Raw genomic sequence first — 18,788 nt, forward strand, 5'->3', positions numbered from 1 at the left:
AAAAGAATATCATGAATAAATTTTTACTTTTCATTGTTTTATTAATTTTTGCCGGATGTCATTCCGCAACCCAATCACCAGCAAAAACCGGAGATGAAAAACCTTTACAACTGACCCGGAATGAAGCCGAAAAGCTGGTTAAACTGCCTTTAAAATGTATCCACCAAGAATATCCAAACAAACCCGGGGAAGTGCTTACTTCGGACAAAGACCTGAAACCACCGCGTGAAGTTCATCCTTGTTTTTATGGCTGTTTCGACTGGCATTCATCGGTTCACGGACACTGGTCGCTGGTGAAGCTACTGAAACAATTTCCGAACTTAAAAGAAGCCGATACCATTAAAGCGATTTTACAACAACAACTATCAAAAGAAAACATTTTGCGTGAAGCAGCTTACTTCCAACCTAAGCTGAATCATTTGTATGAACGCACATACGGTTGGGCATGGCTGTTGAAACTGGCTGCCGAGTTGCACACCTGGCATACCCCGCTGGGACAAAAACTGGAAACCAATCTAAAACCACTCACCGACACCATTGTGGCGTTGTATAAAAATTATCTGCCGCGGCTGCATTATCCCATCCGGGTAGGAACCCATACCAATACCGCTTTCGGACTTTCGTTTGCTATGGATTATGCCCAGGCAGTTCACGATACCGCTTTTGAAAACCTGATTCGCCGGAGAGCCAAAGATTTTTATCTGAAAGACAGTGCGTACCCGTTACGTTGGGAACCCAGCGGCTACGATTTTCTTTCGCCGGGCATGGAAGAAATGGATATTATGCGAAAGGTATTACCGGAAGCCTCATTTAAAAACTGGCTTAAGAAATTTTTACCGGAATTGATGAACAAAAACTTCACCTGGACCCCCGGCGTAGTTTCCGACCGTAAAGATGGAACACTGGTACATTTGGATGGTTTGAATTTCAGCCGGGCCTGGTGTTTGTACGGACTGGCTAAACAATACCCGGAATTTGATTACCTGATTCCGGTAGCTAACCGGCATGTCCGGTATTCTCTTCCCAACCTGATGGGAGACAGCTATATGGGCGGGCACTGGCTGGCTTCATTTGCCATTTATGCACTAACGCAATAAAAAAAACTATTCTTTTTCCTTGGCCTGATTCCAGTAAGCATCCATCTCGTCCAGCGTCATATCCGTCAGGCTGCGGCCTTCTTTAGACGCCTGTTCTTCGATGTACTGAAAACGACGGATAAATTTCCTATTGGTTTTTTCCAACGCATCATCCGGATTAATACCAAGATACCGGGCATAATTCACCAGGGCAAAAAGCAAATCTCCAAACTCGTCTTCTAACTTTTCTTTCGGACTGTTTTGTTCCACTTCAGCATGCAGTTCCTGTAACTCTTCCGTTACTTTATCCCACACCTGCGAGCGTTTTTCCCATTCAAAGCCCACGCCCTTGGCTTTTTCCTGCATCCGAAAAGCTTTCAACAACGGAGGTAATGATCTTGGAACACCCGAGAGCACCGATTTTTTCCCTTCTTTCAGTTTTAGTTTTTCCCAGTTATCAGCTACTTCGTCAGCTCCGGTCACTTTTACATCGCCATAAATATGCGGATGGCGGTATACCAGTTTATCTGAAATACCCTGTAAAACATCATAGACATCAAAAGCCTTTTTTTCTTCACCAATTTTGGCATAAAAAACCAGATGCATCATCAAGTCACCCAGCTCTTCGCGGATCCCTTTCATGTCTTTATCCAGAATGGCATCCGACAACTCATAAACCTCTTCGAGTGTCAGATAACGCAGACTTTCGATGGTTTGCTTTTTATCCCACGGGCAACCTTCACGCAGATCATCCATAATATCGAGCAAACGCCCGAAAGCTTCCATTTTTTCTTCCCGGGATGCCCCAAATTGTTTCTTTTTCACTGATTTCTACTTTTCAAACAAAGGACTAATACGCCCGGGCAAAAACCACCCGTCGTTTAGACGGTTTACCGGAATAAATACACTGGCCCGGTTCTTCTTTTCCGTCCAAAGGAAGCAAGCGAATGGTAGCTTTGGTTTCTTCTTTGATTTTTTCTTCCGTTTCGGCTGTACCATCCCAATGCGCCCAAACAAAGCCGCCCTTTTCAATACGATCTTTGAAATCATCCCAGGTATCTACCACAAAAGTGTTTTCCGTTCTGAAATCCAATGCTTTCTGGTAAATATTTTTCTGGATGACTTCGAGAAGATTTTCAATCTTTTCTGCGATATTTTCCACATGGAGTGTTTCTTTCTCCAGGGTATCGCGCCGGGCCACTTCGATGGTACCATTTTCCAAATCGCGCGGACCAATAGCCAGCCGTACTGGAACACCTTTCATTTCCCACTCGGCAAATTTATAACCGGGTTTCTGGGTATCACGGTTATCAAACTTCACGGAAATTCCTTTGGCACGCAAAGCTTTCATGATTTCCTGCACTTTTTCCGTAATGGCTTCCAGCTGATGCGCTTTTTTAAAGATGGGAACAATCACCACCTGAATGGGGGCCAATTTTGGCGGCAATACCAGCCCATTATCATCAGAATGGGCCATAATCAGCGCACCGATAAGCCGGGTGGAAACTCCCCACGAGGTAGCCCACACATAATCCTGCTTATTATCACGGGTCAGGTATTTTACATCAAAAGCTTTGGCAAAATTCTGTCCGAGAAAATGGGAAGTTCCTGCCTGCAAAGCTTTTCCATCCTGCATCATGGCCTCAATACAATAAGTTTCTACCGCACCGGCAAAACGTTCGCTGGGTGATTTAACGCCCTGCAACACCGGTACGCCCATATAATTCTCCACAAAATCAGCATAAACTTTCAAAATGGTTTCAGCTTCCTGTATCGCTTCTTCGCGGGAAGCATGGGCGGTATGTCCTTCCTGCCAGAGAAACTCGGCTGTCCGTAAAAACAAGCGGGTACGCATTTCCCAGCGTACCACATTAGCCCACTGGTTAATCAAAAGCGGTAAATCGCGGTACGACTGGATCCATTTCCGGTAAGTATCCCAAATAATGGTTTCAGAAGTAGGACGCACAATGAGTTCTTCTTCCAGCTTAGCATCCGGATCCACAATAACACCACCGTGGCCATCATTTTTCAACCGGTAATGGGTCACTACGGCACACTCTTTGGCAAAACCTTCCACATGCGCTGCTTCTTTGCTAAAAAAAGATTTGGGAATAAACAACGGGAAATAGGCATTTTCATGTCCGGTTTCCTTAAATTTTTCATCCAGGATACGCTGCATTTTCTCCCAAATCGCATATCCATAAGGTTTTATCACCATTGAACCACGAACCGCCGAATTTTCAGCCAACCCGGCTTTAATCACCAGGTCGTTATACCATTGCGAATAATTTTCGCTTCTTTTTGTAAGTTCTTTTGCCATTTTGTACTTTTGGTATAGTCTTTGCAATTTTTTTAATGAACGGCAAAAATAAACAATGTTTATCGAAGCACAATATTTATCGTCATGAAGAAAACAAAATATATCCTCTTTTCAGCTGTAATCGTGAGCTTTATTTTCATTACAGCCTGTAGCACCACCCAAAGTGTTCCCACTGACGACGTGTACTACTCCACTACTCCCCACACGGCCATAGCAGCCAGAACCACATCTTCCTCGGTAAATTACACCAAAAACACACAAACAGAAAACACAGGAACCTATCATGAAGGTTCGGTGGAAAACATTTCGACAGGCTCAGAACAAACAACCAAACAAACAGCAGCCAACGACGATTATGATGTAGATTATTCAGCCCGTCTGAAACGATTCCATGACTCCAACGACACCACACTTGACTATTATGATTCATACTATGAAGATCGCACCATGCCCGGAGAAGAGCAGACAAGCAACGACAAATCAACTTCTTCTACTTCAGTAAGCTATTCTTTCGGCCTGGGATTTGGCAGCCCTTATTTTGGTTCCAGTTGGTCGTTTGGTTTCGGATATCCTTATTCAAGCTGGGGGTTTGATTTAGGATTCGGATGGACTTATCCTTACTGGGGATACTATCCACCGTATTACGGTTATTATCCGCCGTACTATAGTTATTATCCGCCATACTACATCCCGCCGTATTATGGAATCCCTCCTTATTACGGCTACTATCCGCCATATTATCCGGATTATCCGGATGGAGGTTTCCGAAGCGTTTATCAACCGCGGACACACCGGGGCGGCAGTTCTTCCATTCCACAAAGCGTAGTAGCCGGTAGTTCTGGTGTCTATTCTTCGCCGAACAGCAAATCGACTCCCGCCGGAACGGATCAGGTTTCTTCTAAACGAGTACCTATTCATCCGCAAAACGGCGAAGCGGCAAAAACAGGAAACCGATATGTCCGGCCTGCCGGTTCTGTCCGTTATAATCCGGAACAAGCCCGGCAACGCGCAGAAGCAGTACATACACAGGAAAGATTCAACAAACCAGAAAAATCTCCGGCGTACAGAAAAAGCTATGAAGGAAACAGAAGCCCGCAATTCGGCATCTCCGAATCACGAAACCGGGGAGCAGAAAATTACCGCAAACCGCCGGCTTATGTACGGGAAGAAACGATGCCTAAACCGAAATTCAGCAAGCCCAAACAATACCGCAGTTTAGAATCTCGTTCGCCACGTAGCAGCAATGAGTTTTACCGTACATCACCGGTTCGTCCTAATCCGGAATTTGGCACAGGAAGTTCCATCCGGGAAAACTCAAGATACCAACCGGTAAGAAGACAAAATGTTTACCGTCCGGTTCGTTCATCTCATTCTGTTTACCGGAGTCGGCCGCAGCCAGAAATCAAAGTGTACAGTGCCCCTTCGCGGGTATCGTTCCCTAGTTACCGTCCGGAAAGAAGAAGTTCGGGATCGGGAAGCAGCACGGCTCCTACACGGAGTTTCTCGGTACCCACCCGTACTTTTTCAGCTCCCACCCGAAGGAGTTCATCCGGATCAAGCAGTATTAAAAGAAGTTCCGGATCGGGAGATATTAAACGTTAAAAACAGGTTCTGTTTTTCTTTTTAACTGATTTAAAACCATCATCATGAAAAAGTTATTCATCACGATAACATTGTCGTTTTTTGTGTCTTTCCTTTTTGCACAAACAGCAGACGATGCTTTGCGAATTTCCCAAAACTTTTACGAAAGCACGGCACGTAGCACAGCGATGGGCGGAGCCTTTGGTGCCCTGGGAGCAGATCTTTCTGTGGCTTCTACCAATCCGGCCGGACTGGGACTTTTCAGAACAAGTATCTATTCGATCAGCCCGGAAATAAACATCCGGAATGTCAGCTCCATTTATAACGGAGTTTCTTCTTCTGACAATAAAACGATCTTTAACTTGAGCAATTTAGGCTATACCGGAGTTATTGACCTGGGAAACAGAAACCAGAAAGGATGGAAATACATGCAGTTTTCATTTGGTATGAACCGGTTAAATAACTTTAACACAACCCGGGATATGCAAGGCCCCAACTTAAAAAATTCACGGCTGGATGTTTATGTCGAAAATGCTGACGGAATTAATTATCAGGACATTGAAAATGACAACAACAACCAGTATTCTTTCGATTTGAATCCAGCCTGGCAACTTTATCTGATCGATACCATCCCCGGCTATCAAAACCTGTACTACAATCCCGTTCCTTATGCCGGAACTTACCAACGCGAAGTTATACAACAACGCGGCTCCATCAACGAATGGTTTTTCTCTTTTTCGGCCAATTACAATAACGTACTCTATTTAGGCGCGACGATCGGGCTGGATGCCCTACGGTATTATAGTACTTCGTATTATTCTGAAAGAGATATTGCCGACACCATTCCTTATTTCAAAAGCTGGGAATTCGATCAGTATGTGGAAACCCACGGCTGCGGTTTAAACATCAAACTGGGAGTAATCGTACAACCGATAAAATGGATTCGGATTGGGTTTGCCTACCACTCTCCCACATGGTACTGGAATTTGCAAGACACCTGGTACACCACCACTTATGCCGATCTGGAGTGGAATTCCCCATCGTCGGTTTCCTCGCCTACCGGAAATTATCAATATGATTTTACCACACCTATGAAATTCCTGGCGGATGTAGGAATCCTGATCAGTGACAAAGGAAGTATTTCGTTTGAATATGAACATCTGAATTATTCAAACGGAAAATTCAATTCTTCGTCATACGATTACGTAAGCGAAAACAGCGACATCAAATCTTATTACAAGGCTACTGACAATTTCCGGATTGGTACGGAATGGAGGCTGGGACTGGCCGATGTCAGAGCCGGATATGCCTATTACGGAAATCCGTACGCCCGCAATTTAAATGATGGCAGCCGCCAGTTTTATTCGGCCGGAGTAGGTTTTCACTTCGGAAATTTCGTCCTTGACATGGCGTATGTTTATTCCAAAATGGACAAGGATTATTATCTCTACGGAACCAGTGATATTTCAGTAGCTCCAGTTCAAAACAGCTACCAAAATCATTCGGTAATTCTAACGTTTAGTTACCGGTTGTAAAATTCTCTTTTTCCGAGATTCTTTGCAAAGCTTCTTTGGCTTTTCCGCGAATACTGTTTACGTATTCATCAAAACGTAAATCCAGTACTTTTTGATAATATTTTTGTGCCAATTTTAAACTGTCTTCCGATTCGTAAATCTCACCCAGTTTTAAGGCAGCATTGGCAGCAAAATATTGGGGAGATTCACTTCCCAGTTGCAGGGTAATCCGATAATCCTGTTTTGCTGTCTGAATATGATTCTGCCGGTGGGCAATGCGGGCCAGACGATAGATCCGCTCCAGTTTTTCTGCTTTGGTAATAAAAGAATGGGTATCGGCTACAAGCAGTTTCTCGGCCTGCTGGTAATAACCGCCGTCAAAAAGCAACCGGGCTTTTAACAAAACCAGGTTGGGAACAACACCCGATTCCGCCTCGGTTTCTGCCTCTTTATCTGCCCCCACATTGGTACGGCCATAAGCCAAAACCGAATCCATCCGCTGATGATACAAACGGATATTCTTGTTCAACAATGCCGCCCAGGCCCGTTTTCTCCAGGCATCTTTAATATAATTCAGTCCTTGAAAATGATGAAGAAAATAAGCATATTCTGCATCAGCGGAATCTGTTTTCAGCTTACGCAAATAACAATCTCCTTTTAAATAATCCAGGTAATAAAAAGGCAAATAGTTTGAATCCTGCGGTGCATTTTTCAACTGTCGCAGCGCCTGATCGTTTTTTCCAAAACGGATGGCAATATCGGCTTTCAAAAAATCGGTTAACAGATTTGTGGAATCAACCTGGCGCAAGTAATAGAGCAATTTTTCAGGAGCTTTCCGGTTAGGCGAAAGATTGAGTTCAATAAATCCCAAATAAAAGAGCGCTTCAGGATAAAGATAAGCATAAACACGGTTTTGAGAAGACTCTTCCAAAACCCGGTAAAGTTCTGTTTTACCCTTTTCCACGGTTCCTTTCATGGAAATAATTTTCAGCATCCACTGGTATTTATCCGGAACAAGACCAATCATCACATTCAGCACGCCAAAGGCAATACCATTAGGCACAAAGAGAGGAAACTTTTCCGTGTTATCCGAAATCAGCCGATAAGCCCGGTTAATTTCCCATGCCGCGGTAAAATACCCCCCGAACTTCAGCCGGGCAAAAGCCCACTGCAAGTTCATGTTCCCTAATAACAGATTTTTATACCGGCTACTGTCCGGTAGAGCTTTTATTCTGTCGTACCGGGCATCAAAAGCATCATCCAACCGGTCGAACAACGTTTGATCTTCCGTAATAAAAATCTGCAGAAAATCGCGATAATTTTCCAGATAATCCACATAAACATTATCCGGATAACGCTGTTTTTCTTTATCCAGCAAACGGCGGGCCGGAGCAAACCGTAACGACATAATTTCGTTATATGCTTCCCGGCACAACGAATCAACCCTTACCTGCTGGGCAGCAACAAGACGGGGAACAAGCAACCATACAATGAAAAAAAAAGAGATTTTGAATTTCATTTTTCCCGTTTTTCGGGTCATCAAAAAGCAAAAAAAAGTTAAAAAATCACCTGCTTTCTTCCCACGAAAATCTGTTTAAAAAGCACTAAAGCCCTGTTAAACCCACCTTACAGGCCATTTTCACCGCTCAGCCGGTGAAAACGGGAAAAGAAAGCACCGGATAATTCTGCGCTAAATTATGGTTTTTTAACCTACCTTTGCATCTGAACAAGTCCGATTTTACATGAAAATAGTCATTTTTGGTAAACAATTTGACCCCGGACAAATACCGTACGTTCAGCAATTGTTTGATGAATTATACCGGAGAGGGGCCAAAATTTGTGTATATAAAAACTTTTTCGACAAGATAAAAGACCACATTCGTTTTGCTGAAAAACCGGGTGTTTTTGTTCGATCGAAAGACATAGAAAAACTGGATTTTTTGTTTTCTATTGGTGGTGACGGCACCTTGTTGGATGCTATTCCTTATGTTCATGACCTGGGCGTTCCCATACTCGGGATCAATCTTGGAAGGCTGGGATTTTTATCCAGTGTATCCAAACAGGAAATGGTCCAGGCTATTGACCACATTTACAGTGGAAATTACTCACTTGACCAACGCACCCTGTTGCAGCTTGAAAAGCCCAGCGGACTGTTTGGCAGATTAAATTTTGCTCTGAACGATTTAACCATTTATCGTAATAACAACACTTCTTTGGTTTCGGTACACGTGTATGTAAATGATCTTTTTCTAAACACATACTGGGGCGACGGGCTCATTATCGCCACACCTACAGGCTCTACCGCTTATTCTATGAGCGTGGGCGGCCCCATTTTAACACCCGGCTCGGAAAATTTTGTGATTGCACCCATTGCTTCACACAATTTAACGGTACGACCTATCGTTATACAGGACAACAGCGAAATCAGGATCAAAATTGAAGGAAGAGAGGAAAAGTATCTCCTTTCGCTGGATTCGCGTCAACAGCAAATCGATAAAACGGAAGAGATGATTATAAAAAAATGTGATTTCAGGATCAATCTGGTTCAAATGCCCGGACAAAACTTTTTTTCCACTATTCGGGAAAAACTTTTATGGGGTGTCGACAGCCGGAATTAACCGAATACAAAAAATAAAAATGATTTAAATTTGCCGCTCAAAATCAGGGACAATATCTGTAAATGAAAATAAACTTACCCATATCTTTTACCTGTCTGCTTTTTGTTCTGTCAGCAGGATTTCTGTTCCCACAGGGGTTGCATGCACAAAATTCTTTGGAGGCGGGAATTTCCGGAGGCATCTCTTATTACAACGGCGATATTGTTCCGGGAACTCCGTTTGTTTCCCCCCAACCGGCTTACGGAGGCATCATCCGGTATAATTTTAATAACCGGTGGTCCGCCAAGCTCACTTATACCCACGCCAAAATAACCGGTGATGACGCCAAAACAGAAGCCGTAAAAAACCGGATGCTCAATTTTACCACCGTAATCGATGACATTTCCATAACGGGTGAATTTAATTTTATGGACTATTTTACCGGAAGCCAAAAGCATAAATTCACTCCCTATCTCACAGCCGGTGCCGGTTTTTTCTATTTTAACCCTACCACAACGTATAACGGACAAACCTATAATCTGCGCGATTTGGGCACCGAAGGACAAAATGTCAATTATGATGGCCGTAAACCGTATAAAAAATATAACTTTGCCGCGATTTTTGGTTTTGGATTCAAATATAGTTTAAGCAAACGGTTTGGCCTTTCAGCCGAATGGAACATGCATAAAACTTTTACGGACTATCTGGATGATGTTAGCACGACTTATTATCTTGACGGACCGGCACTGGATCCAAACAACCTGACTGCTGAGCAATATTTTTCTGACCCGACACTGAGTCATACGCCGGGTGAAGAACGCGGAAACAGCGGAACAGATGACTGGTTTGGAATTGTCCAGGTCAGCATAACATATAAAATTGAACTGAACAACAAGCGGGGATGCAAAAACCTGCAATGGTAAAATATATATGGAACTACTAAAAAGTATCGATCCCGGAAAGCTTCCCTCCCATGTAGCCATTATCATGGACGGAAACGGACGGTGGGCTAAAAGGCAGGGTCGTAATCGTGCTTTTGGCCACCACAAAGGAGTAGATGCTGTCCGCACCGTGGCCGAAACCGCAGCAGAATTGGGTATTCAATATCTAACCCTTTATACTTTTTCCACCGAAAACTGGAACCGGCCTAAAGAAGAAGTGGATGCCCTGATGCATCTGTTTGTGGAAACCATTGAAAAAGAAATCCCCACATTAAACAAAAACAATATCCGGTTGAATGCCATTGGCGATATCAACGGCCTTCCGGAACTAAACAGGGAAAAACTGGTCAGCACCATAAAACAGACACAAAACAATGACAGGATGGTACTTACCCTGGCTTTGAATTATAGTGGAAGATGGGAAATGGTGGATGCTATCAGAAAAATGCTGCACGACCAGAAAAAAGGTCTTCTAAACCCGGAAGACGTCAACGAAAAAACCATCGCATCCTATTTAAACACAGCTCACATGCCCGAACCCGAACTGGTCATCAGAACCAGTGGAGAACAACGTATCAGTAATTTTTTACTGTGGCAAATTGCCTATTCCGAGTTGTATTTTACACCGGTATTATGGCCCGATTTCGGTAAAGATGATTTTTATGAAGCCATCATCGAATACCAGAGAAGAGAAAGAAGATTCGGCTTAACAGAAGAACAAATTAAAAATTGGAGAACAGAAACAGAATGAAGATGTGTAAGAACGAATGGAGCCGGTGGGTATTGTTTTTTGGAATTTTGTTTTTGATGCCTTTTCTGTCAAAAGCCCAAACAAACGAAAAGGACCTGCTTTCGCAAATCAGTTACGATCATCCCCAAAAATACACCATTGGCGGAATTGATGTCTCCGGCATCAGTTATCTCGACAAATCAGTGGTCATCATGCTGTCCGATCTGGAAAAAGGACAACGAATCAAAATACCCGGTGACGACATCACCACGGCCATTCACAATTTATGGAACCAGGGCCTTTTTGATGATGTACGGATCTACGCCACCAAAATCAAAGGGGACAGCATCTTTCTCAACATCTATCTTCGCGAAAAACCCAAACTGAACAAATACAGTTTTACAGGAATCAAGAAAAGTGAACAGGATGATATTAAAGACAAAATCAACCTGACCCATGGTGATGTGGTAAGTAACCACCTCATTATGCGTACCGAAAATATCATCAAAAACTTTTATCGTGACAAAGGATTTTTAAACGCCGAAGTCACTATCATTCAAAAGCCCGCCGGGCCACGGAACAACCGGAATGAGTTTGAAGACCTCATCATCAACGTAAAGAAAAACAAACGGGTTAAAATTGCCCAAATCAACATCTACGGAAACCATGCCTTTTCGGATGATAAAGTGCGAAAAGCCATGAAAGACACCCGCGAAAAAGGTTACTTTAACCCTCTCAATCCTTTGGGAATGGTGGTTGTAAATTCTGTAGCCGACATTGTTACGCTGAAGCCGAAAAAACTGAAAAATGAGTGGGTAAATTATTTTACCAAGAATTACCGGCTTCAAATCTTCAAAAGTTCCAAGTTTATTGAATCGAAATTCCAGGACGACCTGAACAAAATCATTGCAGAATACAATGCCAAAGGGTATCGTGATGCCCAGATTGTAAAAGATTCGGTTTACAAAATTGACAAGTCGGATATTGGGATTGATATTTACCTGAAAGAAGGCGACAAATATTACTACCGGAAAATCACGTGGGTAGGAAATACCATTTATTCTTCCAAATTCTTAAGTGCTGTTCTTGGCATTAAACCGGGCGACGTATATAACAAAAAACTGCTGGAAACCAACCTGAATTATAACGATAAAGGGTTCGATGTCAGTAGTTTGTACATGGACAACGGATACCTGTTCTTCTCTGCCACACCGGTAGAAACTTATGTCGGGAATGATTCCATTGACCTGCAAATCCGGATTCATGAGGGGAAACAGGCACGCATTAACAAGGTTACCGTTTCGGGAAATACCAAAACCAACGACCACGTTATTATCCGTGAGCTGCGTACCAAACCCGGCCAGTTATTTAGCCGTACGGCTGTTATCCGGAGTGTCCGTGAGCTGGCCAACCTGAAATATTTCAATGCCCAAAACCTGAAACCGGATATCAAGCCCAACCAGGCTAATGGTACGGTAGATATCAACTACAGCGTAGAAGAAACTTCTGCCGACCAGATTGAGCTTTCCGGTGGTTGGGGATATGGCCGTGTTATTGGAACCATCGGGCTGAGTTTTAACAACTTCTCTTTGAGAAATTTCTTTAACGGAAAAGCCTGGCGTCCGGTACCTTCGGGCGACGGTCAAAAGCTGTCCCTTCGTTTTCAAACGTATGGTGCCGGTTATATGAGTGCCGGAATTACCTTTACCGAACCTTGGCTTGGTGGACGAAAACCCAATGCCCTGACCGTTTCGTATTATTACTCCATCTACTCCATAAACGGCGAAACAACCGTTACTCCTGATCCGGAAGACACCGCCTATTACTATAACGGAAATCAAAAATTTGTCAGCCACGCCATCACCATCGGATTAGGAAAACGATTAAAATGGCCGGATGACTATTTCACACTTTATCAAGCCATTAACATTCAGCTTTACAACCTGGAAAACTATGCATCCATCTTTTCTGTAGGCGATGGAAACGGCCGGTACAACAACCTGAACTATACCATCACACTGGGCCGGAATTCAGTTGACCAGCCTATTTATCCGAGGTCAGGTTCTGACATTTCATTGTCGCTCGAATTAACTCCGCCTTATTCTCTATTCTCCAACAAAGATTACCGGACAATGTCAGATGCCGAAAAATACAAGTGGATTGAATATTACAAATGGAAATTTAAGGCCTATCTCTATTTTGAGCTGATGCCGAAAATGGTATTGGTAACCAAAGCCCGTTTCGGATATCTTGGAACATATAACAACGACCTGGGAATCACACCATTCGAACGGTTCTACCTTGGTGGCGACGGCTTGTCGGGATACAACAACTACGATGGACGTGAGGTGATTGGTATGCGGGGTTACGGTAATGAAACCATTACACCTGACTATTACAAAAACCGGAACCTGGGGGGAACCATTTACTCGCGTTATACCCTTGAACTGCGTTATCCTATTTCTTTGGCTCCCACATCCACCATTTACATCGAAGCTTTCTTTGAAGCAGGAAATGCCTGGGCAGGAACACACGATTTCGATCCGTTTGACCTGAAACGGTCTGCCGGAATCGGAGCACGTATTTATTTGCCGATGTTTGGTTTGTTAGGACTTGATTGGGGTTACGGTTTTGATGAAATTCCGGGAATTCCTGATGCTAACGGAAGTCATTTCCACTTCTCGATGAACGGTTCTTTGGATTAATTTTGGCAAACTTATTGCAACCGATAAAACGAACACAAATTTTTTGCCTTATGAAAAAGACCATTTTTCCCCTTGTCTCTGCCCTGTTCATCTTGTTGTTCCTTTTCCGGAGCCAGGATGTCCATGCACAAAAAAGTGCCTTTGTTGACACCCAATATATCCTGAACAACATTCCGGAATATACTGATGCACAAGACGAACTGAATGAACTTTCAACCAAATGGCAAAAACAGATTGCCGCACTACACCAACAGGTTAGTGAAATGTACAAAAAGTATCAGGCCGAATCCGTACTGCTTCCGGCAGATGTAAAGAAAAAACGGGAAGATGCCATCGTAGCCAAAGACAATGAAGTAAAAGAATTACAGAAAAAGTATTTTGGTCCGGGTGGCGAACTTTTCAAAAAACGGGAAGAACTCATCAAACCGATTCAGGAAAAGGTGTACAATGCCATTCAAACTGTAGCCACAACCGAAAATATTGCCTTTGTTTTTGACAAAGCCGGCAGTCCTACCCTTTTGTATGGTAATCCGAAATATGACATCAGCGATGCCGTATTAGATGAGCTGGGAAAAGTAATGCAGACAAATCATGCAGGTAATGGCCGGTAAAACGGGATGTTATTTTTTTCTATTTAACGAATTTTATGACACAGGTTATTTAAATTTTTTTACATTTGCGGCTCAATAGGTTCAATAATTATTCATCACAATATTCACAAAATGAAAACAATTAAGAGAGGAATTTTACTTTTGGCAGCCGTTCTTTTTATTTCCGGAGTTGGATTTGCCCAAACCCCGTTGAAAATCGGCTACATTAATTCAAATAAGCTGATGGGCATGATGCCGGAAGCTGATTCCGCCCAGGCACAGGTAAAAAGATATGCTACCGGGTTGCAAAAACAAATGCAGGCTATGGCACAGGAATATCAGAGAAAAGTGCAAGATTATCAAAGTAATGTAGGCACCATGTCTGATCTGATCCGCCAAACCAAAGAAAAAGAAATTTCAGACCTGCAACAGCGCATCCAGGCTTTCCAGGCTTCTGCTGACCAAGATGTTCAGAAAAAACAACAAGAACTCTTTCAGCCCATCATTACGAAAGTAAAAAATGCTATTGATGCGGTAGGAAAAGAGTATCATTATACTTACATCCTTGATGTTTCACAAGGCGTAGTGTTGTTTTACGCTAACGGCGATGATGTTACTCCGTTGGTAAAAAAGAAACTGGGATTGAAATAGTTAAAGAACTTTTAACCATAAAAAAAGCCTGCTGATCAGCAGGCTTTTTTTATGGAACTATCCGGCTTTACTCTTCCTCATACCACGAAGCATACATCGAATAATTATCTGCAATCCGTTTAATTTCTTCTTCGGTAAGCCGGGCATCAATGGTTTTAATCTTTTTGGCCGGAGTACCGGCAAAAACACTTCCCGAAGGAACCACTGTGTTTTTCGTAACTACAGCACCGGCAGCAATAATCGAATTGCTTTCAATCACCACATTATCCATCACGATAGCTCCCATCCCAATCAATACATTATCATGAATGGTACAGCCATGCACAATGGCCCCATGAGCAAGCGATACATTGTCACCAATATTTACCGGATACTTCTGATAAGTACAATGGATGATAACACCATCCTGAATATTTACACGGTTACCTATCCGGATATAATGCACATCGCCACGCAATACAGCCTGAAACCACACACTACAATCATCACCCATAACAACATCTCCGGTTAACGTAGCATTTTCAGCCAGATAACAACGCTTTCCCCATTGCGGCGTCTTTCCGCGTACTGTTTTAATCAAAGCCATAGTTATTTCTTTTTTTCAGGATAATCAATGGAATAATGCAAACCAATACTCTCTTTCCGGTTCATGGCCATCTTAATCACTAAATAAGCCACATTGATCATATTACGCAACTCACAAATTTCTTTGGAGACGATTGACTTTTCATACAGATCTTCGGTTTCCTTATACAAAATCTCCAGCCGGTCAAAAGCCCTTTTTAATCGCAGGTTCGAGCGAACAATACCCACATAGCTGCTCATAATAGCCTGCAACTCCTTTTTCGACTGGGTAATCAGGATCATCTCTTCATTCAGCACCCGGCCCTTGGCATCCCATTCGGGAACCGCTTCGTTAAACGGAATTTCTTTAATCTCTTCAGCCGCTTTTACTGCAGCCCGGTGTGAAAAAACAGCAGACTCGGGCAACGAATTAGATGCCAGGCGGTTTGCCCCATGCAAACCAGTACAGGCCACTTCGCCGGCAGCAAATAAATGGTGGATGGTTGTACGCCCATGCGCATCGGTTTTGATGCCGCCACAGGAATAATGTGCCGCCGGTACCACCGGAATCATCTCTTTGGTAATATCAATACCAATGCTCAGACATTTGGCATAAATGGTCGGAAAATGATGTAAAATTTCATTTTTACTGATCTGTGTAGCATCCAAATACACATAATCGTCCCCGGAGAGTTTCATCTCGTTGTCGATGGCACGGGCCACGATATCACGCGGAGCCAGCGATCCCAACTCATGATATTTTTTCATAAAGGGTTTGCCCTTTTTTGTTTTCAAAACCGCTCCGGCACCCCGCAGGGCTTCCGTAATCAAAAAGGAGGGCTTTTCGCCCGGATTGTATAACGACGTGGGATGAAACTGAACAAATTCCAGATTTTCAAGATGTGCTTTTGCCCGGTAAGCCATGGCCAGTCCATCGCCGGTAGCCACCAGCGGATTGGTGGTGGTCTGGTAAATATTTCCCATACCTCCGGTAGCCACCATAGTTACTTTCGCCAATATCGTTTCCACCTCATTGCTATTCATGTTCATGGCATAAGCCCCGTAACACTCAATATCCGTTCTTCTGCGGTTAACTTCCTCGTTCAAATGGTGCTGGGTAATCAGGTCGATGGCAAAATAATTTTCCAGAATTTCGATATTCGGATGCTGTTTGGCCTTTTCGCTTAATGCCCGCTGAATCTCAAAACCGGTATTGTCCTGATGATGTAAAATCCGGTACTCCGAATGACCACCTTCACGGGCCAGAGCATACTTTCCGGAAGATTCTTTATCAAATTGGGTTCCCCATTCAATCAGTTCTTTCACCCGGTCAGCCGCTTCGGTAATGGTAATTTTGACAATCTCCTTATCGTTGATACCGGCACCGGCCTTTAGCGTATCTGCAATGTGTTTCTCATAATTGTCGGGCGAATACATTACGGCAGCCACGCCTCCCTGGGCAAACGAAGTGGCAGTATATTCCATTTTGTCTTTGGTAAGAACCAATACTTTTCCGTAAGGGGCTACTTTTAAAGCAAATATCAGTCCGGCACTGCCCGAACCGATGACCAGAAAATCGACTTTGCGTTTCATGCTTTTTTTTACAAAGGTAAAGCAAAACCTCTTAAAAACGGCTATATTGTGAAAAACTAACAATAAATTCTTTCCCATCAAATTCCCCCCGTAAATACGGAAATTTTTATCTTTACCTTTGTTAATCAACCCCTTTACAAAACCATGAAAAATCTCATGACAAAAACCGCGCGCTGGATGAGCGTTTTGCTTATCCTGATTTCTTTCGGATGCCAAAATATCCCGGCAAAAAAGAAAAGCAAGCTACCCAATATTGTACTCATTTTTATGGACGATATGGGTTATGGCGATGTGGGAAGTTACGGCGCCATCAATTATCAAACGCCTAATATCGACCAGTTGGCGGCCGAAGGCATGCGATTTACCAATTTTTATGCGGCTCAGGCAGTTTGCAGTGCCTCACGGGCCGGTCTTTTAACCGGTTGTTATCCCAACCGAATCGGAATAGTCGGTGCTTTAATGCCTTTTTCCAAAATTGGTTTATCCGACAAAGAAACCACCATTGCACAGATGCTGAAAAAGAAAGGATATGTTACCGGAATGACAGGAAAATGGCACCTGGGATGGCAGAAAAAATTCCTGCCGTTGCAGCACGGTTTTGATGAGTTTCTCGGGTTGCCCTATTCCAATGACATGTGGCCCTACGAATATGACGGCCGGCCTATCGGCAAAAATTCAAAAAGGCCTTGGAAGAAAAAATACCCGCAACTTCCGCTGATAAAGGGGAATAAAAAGATAAAAGAAATCCGGGGAATGAAATATATGGATTCGCTGACTTATTATTATACCCGTTTTGCCGTTGATTTTATTAACCGCCACAAGGATAAACCTTTCTTTCTGTACATTGCACACTCTATGGTTCATGTTCCTTTGGGGGTAACCGACCGGTTCCGCGGGAAAAGCAAACAGGGAATTTTCGGCGATGTGATGATGGAAGTGGACTGGTCAGTGGGAGAAGTTCTTAAAACACTGAAAAAAAACGGATTGGAAGATAACACGCTGGTCATCTTCACCAGCGATAACGGTCCCTGGCTCAATTTTGGCGATCATGCCGGATCAACCGGCGGTTTGCGCGAAGGCAAAGGAACCAGTTGGGAAGGTGGTCAGCGTGAACCGATGATTGCCCGCTGGCCCGGAAAAATTCCTCCGGGTACCATCTGTAACAAACTGTCGTCAACCATTGACATTTTACCGACACTGGCCGAGATAACCGGCGCACCTCTGCCCAAACTGAAAATCGACGGAGTGAGTATTCTGCCCCTTTTGCTGGGGGATAAAAAGGCCAACCCGCGAAAAGTTTTCTATTACTATTACCGCCGCAACAGTCTTGAAGCCGTTCGAAAAGGCCATTGGAAGCTGGTGTTTCCGCATACCTATCGCTCGTACGAAGGGGTTTTGCCCGGCACAGGCGGCATGCCGGGAAAATACAATTGGGATTCTACCGGCCTGGCGCTGTACGACCTGCGCCGCGACCCGGGAGAACGTTACGATGTAAAAGCACTTTACCCGCAGGTTGTGGCTGAATTGCAAAAAGTGGCCGATAAAGCACGCGAAGACCTCGGCGACGACCTGACCGGTAAAAAAGGAAAAAACAGACGCCCTCCGGGAAGAGTTGAATGAACAATAGCGGGAAGTCTGAAGCCGGAAGAGAACTGTTTAGGAAAGCTGTAATCAACCGGTATAAATTGGAAGCTTTTGTATTTCACCACGAAAGAACGCAAAGTATATCACCAAGTACCACAAAGAGAAATTGTTTTAAGACATACACAAATTCAAACGACTTTTTGATAAATAACACATAAAATCAAAGGAGTTTTTGTTGTGAGAGAAGGATGTATTTTCACTTTTCAGGTTGGGTCAAACCTGAAAAGTGGCCATATCAATTTGCGGTTGGAACGGTTCGTCTTCCATCTTTCAGGTCTTATC

The 18,788-nt window shown here is 43.5% G+C and carries 15 protein-coding genes; 10 read left to right on the top strand and 5 right to left on the bottom strand.

Going from position 1 to position 18,788, the window contains the following annotated elements; all coding sequences use genetic code 11:
- Positions 1-11: 11 nt before the first annotated feature.
- Entirely contained in the window at positions 12-1,097 is a 1,086-nt protein-coding gene (locus LA303_RS11740; RefSeq protein ID WP_240525572.1) for a DUF2891 domain-containing protein, read from the top strand.
- Between the two features lie 6 nt (positions 1,098-1,103).
- On the opposite strand, the gene mazG is transcribed toward LA303_RS11740, so the two are convergent.
- Both mazG and proS read right to left on the bottom strand, forming a co-directional pair.
- Positions 1,104-1,862, bottom strand: a complete 759-nt coding sequence (gene mazG, locus LA303_RS11745; protein WP_240527145.1) for a nucleoside triphosphate pyrophosphohydrolase — start codon at positions 1,860-1,862, stop codon at positions 1,104-1,106.
- Positions 1,863-1,926: 64 nt separating this feature from the next.
- A complete protein-coding gene (gene proS / locus LA303_RS11750; protein ID WP_240525573.1) occupies positions 1,927-3,396 on the bottom strand; it encodes a proline--tRNA ligase in 1,470 nt (489 codons plus the stop codon).
- An 84-nt stretch (positions 3,397-3,480) separates the two neighbouring features.
- Here proS and LA303_RS11755 point away from each other — a divergent pair, with 84 nt between their 5' ends.
- Positions 3,481-4,998: a hypothetical protein gene (locus LA303_RS11755; RefSeq protein ID WP_240525574.1), complete on the top strand. Its 1,518-nt coding sequence runs from the start codon at positions 3,481-3,483 to the stop codon at positions 4,996-4,998.
- Positions 4,999-5,042: 44 nt separating this feature from the next.
- Positions 5,043-6,512: an OmpP1/FadL family transporter gene (locus tag LA303_RS11760; protein WP_240525575.1), complete on the top strand. Its 1,470-nt coding sequence runs from the start codon at positions 5,043-5,045 to the stop codon at positions 6,510-6,512.
- Here LA303_RS11760 and LA303_RS11765 read toward each other — a convergent pair.
- Positions 6,496-8,010 carry a tetratricopeptide repeat protein gene (locus LA303_RS11765; RefSeq protein WP_240525576.1) on the bottom strand — a complete coding sequence of 505 codons (1,515 nt, stop codon included), beginning with the start codon at positions 8,008-8,010 and terminating at the stop codon, positions 6,496-6,498. The two genes, LA303_RS11760 and LA303_RS11765, sit on opposite strands and share 17 nt — an antisense overlap.
- A gap of 223 nt (positions 8,011-8,233) precedes the next feature.
- Between LA303_RS11765 and LA303_RS11770 the strand changes: the two genes are divergently transcribed.
- The 6 genes from LA303_RS11770 (at position 8,234) to LA303_RS11795 (ending at position 14,705) form a co-directional block, all read left to right on the top strand.
- Positions 8,234-9,109 (top strand): NAD kinase, encoded by an 876-nt coding sequence (locus LA303_RS11770; RefSeq protein ID WP_240525577.1) that lies wholly within the window; start codon positions 8,234-8,236, stop codon positions 9,107-9,109.
- 62 nt (positions 9,110-9,171) lie between these two features.
- Positions 9,172-10,011, top strand: a complete 840-nt coding sequence (gene porG, locus LA303_RS11775) for a type IX secretion system protein PorG (RefSeq protein WP_240525578.1) — start codon at positions 9,172-9,174, stop codon at positions 10,009-10,011.
- 7 nt (positions 10,012-10,018) lie between these two features.
- The gene (locus tag LA303_RS11780) at positions 10,019-10,780 is read left to right on the top strand and encodes an isoprenyl transferase (protein WP_240525579.1); all 762 of its coding nucleotides are present in this window, start codon (positions 10,019-10,021) and stop codon (positions 10,778-10,780) included.
- Between the two features lie 2 nt (positions 10,781-10,782).
- Positions 10,783-13,464 carry a BamA/OMP85 family outer membrane protein gene (locus LA303_RS11785; protein ID WP_240525580.1) on the top strand — a complete coding sequence of 894 codons (2,682 nt, stop codon included), beginning with the start codon at positions 10,783-10,785 and terminating at the stop codon, positions 13,462-13,464.
- Between the two features lie 50 nt (positions 13,465-13,514).
- Positions 13,515-14,075, top strand: coding sequence for an OmpH family outer membrane protein (locus tag LA303_RS11790; protein WP_240525581.1), 561 nt, complete (start codon positions 13,515-13,517; stop codon positions 14,073-14,075).
- Positions 14,076-14,186: 111 nt separating this feature from the next.
- Complete coding sequence (locus LA303_RS11795) at positions 14,187-14,705, top strand: OmpH family outer membrane protein (RefSeq protein WP_240525582.1); 519 nt, start codon at positions 14,187-14,189, stop codon at positions 14,703-14,705.
- 67 nt (positions 14,706-14,772) lie between these two features.
- Here LA303_RS11795 and LA303_RS11800 read toward each other — a convergent pair whose 3' ends face one another.
- Together LA303_RS11800 and nadB are read right to left on the bottom strand one after the other, a co-directional pair.
- Positions 14,773-15,291 carry a gamma carbonic anhydrase family protein gene (locus LA303_RS11800; protein WP_240525583.1) on the bottom strand — a complete coding sequence of 173 codons (519 nt, stop codon included), beginning with the start codon at positions 15,289-15,291 and terminating at the stop codon, positions 14,773-14,775.
- 2 nt (positions 15,292-15,293) lie between these two features.
- On the bottom strand, positions 15,294-16,862 hold the full coding sequence (gene nadB, locus LA303_RS11805; protein ID WP_240525584.1) for an L-aspartate oxidase: 1,569 nt from the start codon (positions 16,860-16,862) through the stop codon (positions 15,294-15,296).
- Between the two features lie 156 nt (positions 16,863-17,018).
- On the opposite strand from nadB, the gene LA303_RS11810 reads away from it, so the two are divergent.
- Entirely contained in the window at positions 17,019-18,482 is a 1,464-nt protein-coding gene (locus tag LA303_RS11810) for a sulfatase family protein (RefSeq protein ID WP_240525585.1), read from the top strand.
- Positions 18,483-18,788 lie beyond the last annotated feature (306 nt).

This window comes from Candidatus Sulfidibacterium hydrothermale, from assembly GCF_020149915.1.
In the GTDB taxonomy this organism is placed as follows: Bacteria; Bacteroidota; Bacteroidia; order Bacteroidales; family F082; genus Sulfidibacterium; species Sulfidibacterium hydrothermale.

What these genes read in the sequence shown, in the direction of transcription:
- LA303_RS11770 (WP_240525577.1), top strand. Translation starts at nt 8,234, where the DNA reads ATGAAAATAGTCATTTTTGGTAAACAATTTGACCCCGGACAAATACCG.
- LA303_RS11760 (WP_240525575.1), top strand. Translation starts at nt 5,043, where the DNA reads ATGAAAAAGTTATTCATCACGATAACATTGTCGTTTTTTGTGTCTTTC.
- LA303_RS11765 (WP_240525576.1), bottom strand. Translation starts at nt 8,010, where the DNA reads ATGAAATTCAAAATCTCTTTTTTTTTCATTGTATGGTTGCTTGTTCCC.
- proS (WP_240525573.1), bottom strand. Translation starts at nt 3,396, where the DNA reads ATGGCAAAAGAACTTACAAAAAGAAGCGAAAATTATTCGCAATGGTAT.
- LA303_RS11740 (WP_240525572.1), top strand. Translation starts at nt 12, where the DNA reads ATGAATAAATTTTTACTTTTCATTGTTTTATTAATTTTTGCCGGATGT.
- LA303_RS11780 (WP_240525579.1), top strand. Translation starts at nt 10,019, where the DNA reads ATGGAACTACTAAAAAGTATCGATCCCGGAAAGCTTCCCTCCCATGTA.
- porG (WP_240525578.1), top strand. Translation starts at nt 9,172, where the DNA reads ATGAAAATAAACTTACCCATATCTTTTACCTGTCTGCTTTTTGTTCTG.
- LA303_RS11810 (WP_240525585.1), top strand. Translation starts at nt 17,019, where the DNA reads ATGACAAAAACCGCGCGCTGGATGAGCGTTTTGCTTATCCTGATTTCT.
- mazG (WP_240527145.1), bottom strand. Translation starts at nt 1,862, where the DNA reads ATGGAAGCTTTCGGGCGTTTGCTCGATATTATGGATGATCTGCGTGAA.
- LA303_RS11800 (WP_240525583.1), bottom strand. Translation starts at nt 15,291, where the DNA reads ATGGCTTTGATTAAAACAGTACGCGGAAAGACGCCGCAATGGGGAAAG.
- LA303_RS11755 (WP_240525574.1), top strand. Translation starts at nt 3,481, where the DNA reads ATGAAGAAAACAAAATATATCCTCTTTTCAGCTGTAATCGTGAGCTTT.
- LA303_RS11795 (WP_240525582.1), top strand. Translation starts at nt 14,187, where the DNA reads ATGAAAACAATTAAGAGAGGAATTTTACTTTTGGCAGCCGTTCTTTTT.
- nadB (WP_240525584.1), bottom strand. Translation starts at nt 16,862, where the DNA reads ATGAAACGCAAAGTCGATTTTCTGGTCATCGGTTCGGGCAGTGCCGGA.
- LA303_RS11790 (WP_240525581.1), top strand. Translation starts at nt 13,515, where the DNA reads ATGAAAAAGACCATTTTTCCCCTTGTCTCTGCCCTGTTCATCTTGTTG.
- LA303_RS11785 (WP_240525580.1), top strand. Translation starts at nt 10,783, where the DNA reads ATGTGTAAGAACGAATGGAGCCGGTGGGTATTGTTTTTTGGAATTTTG.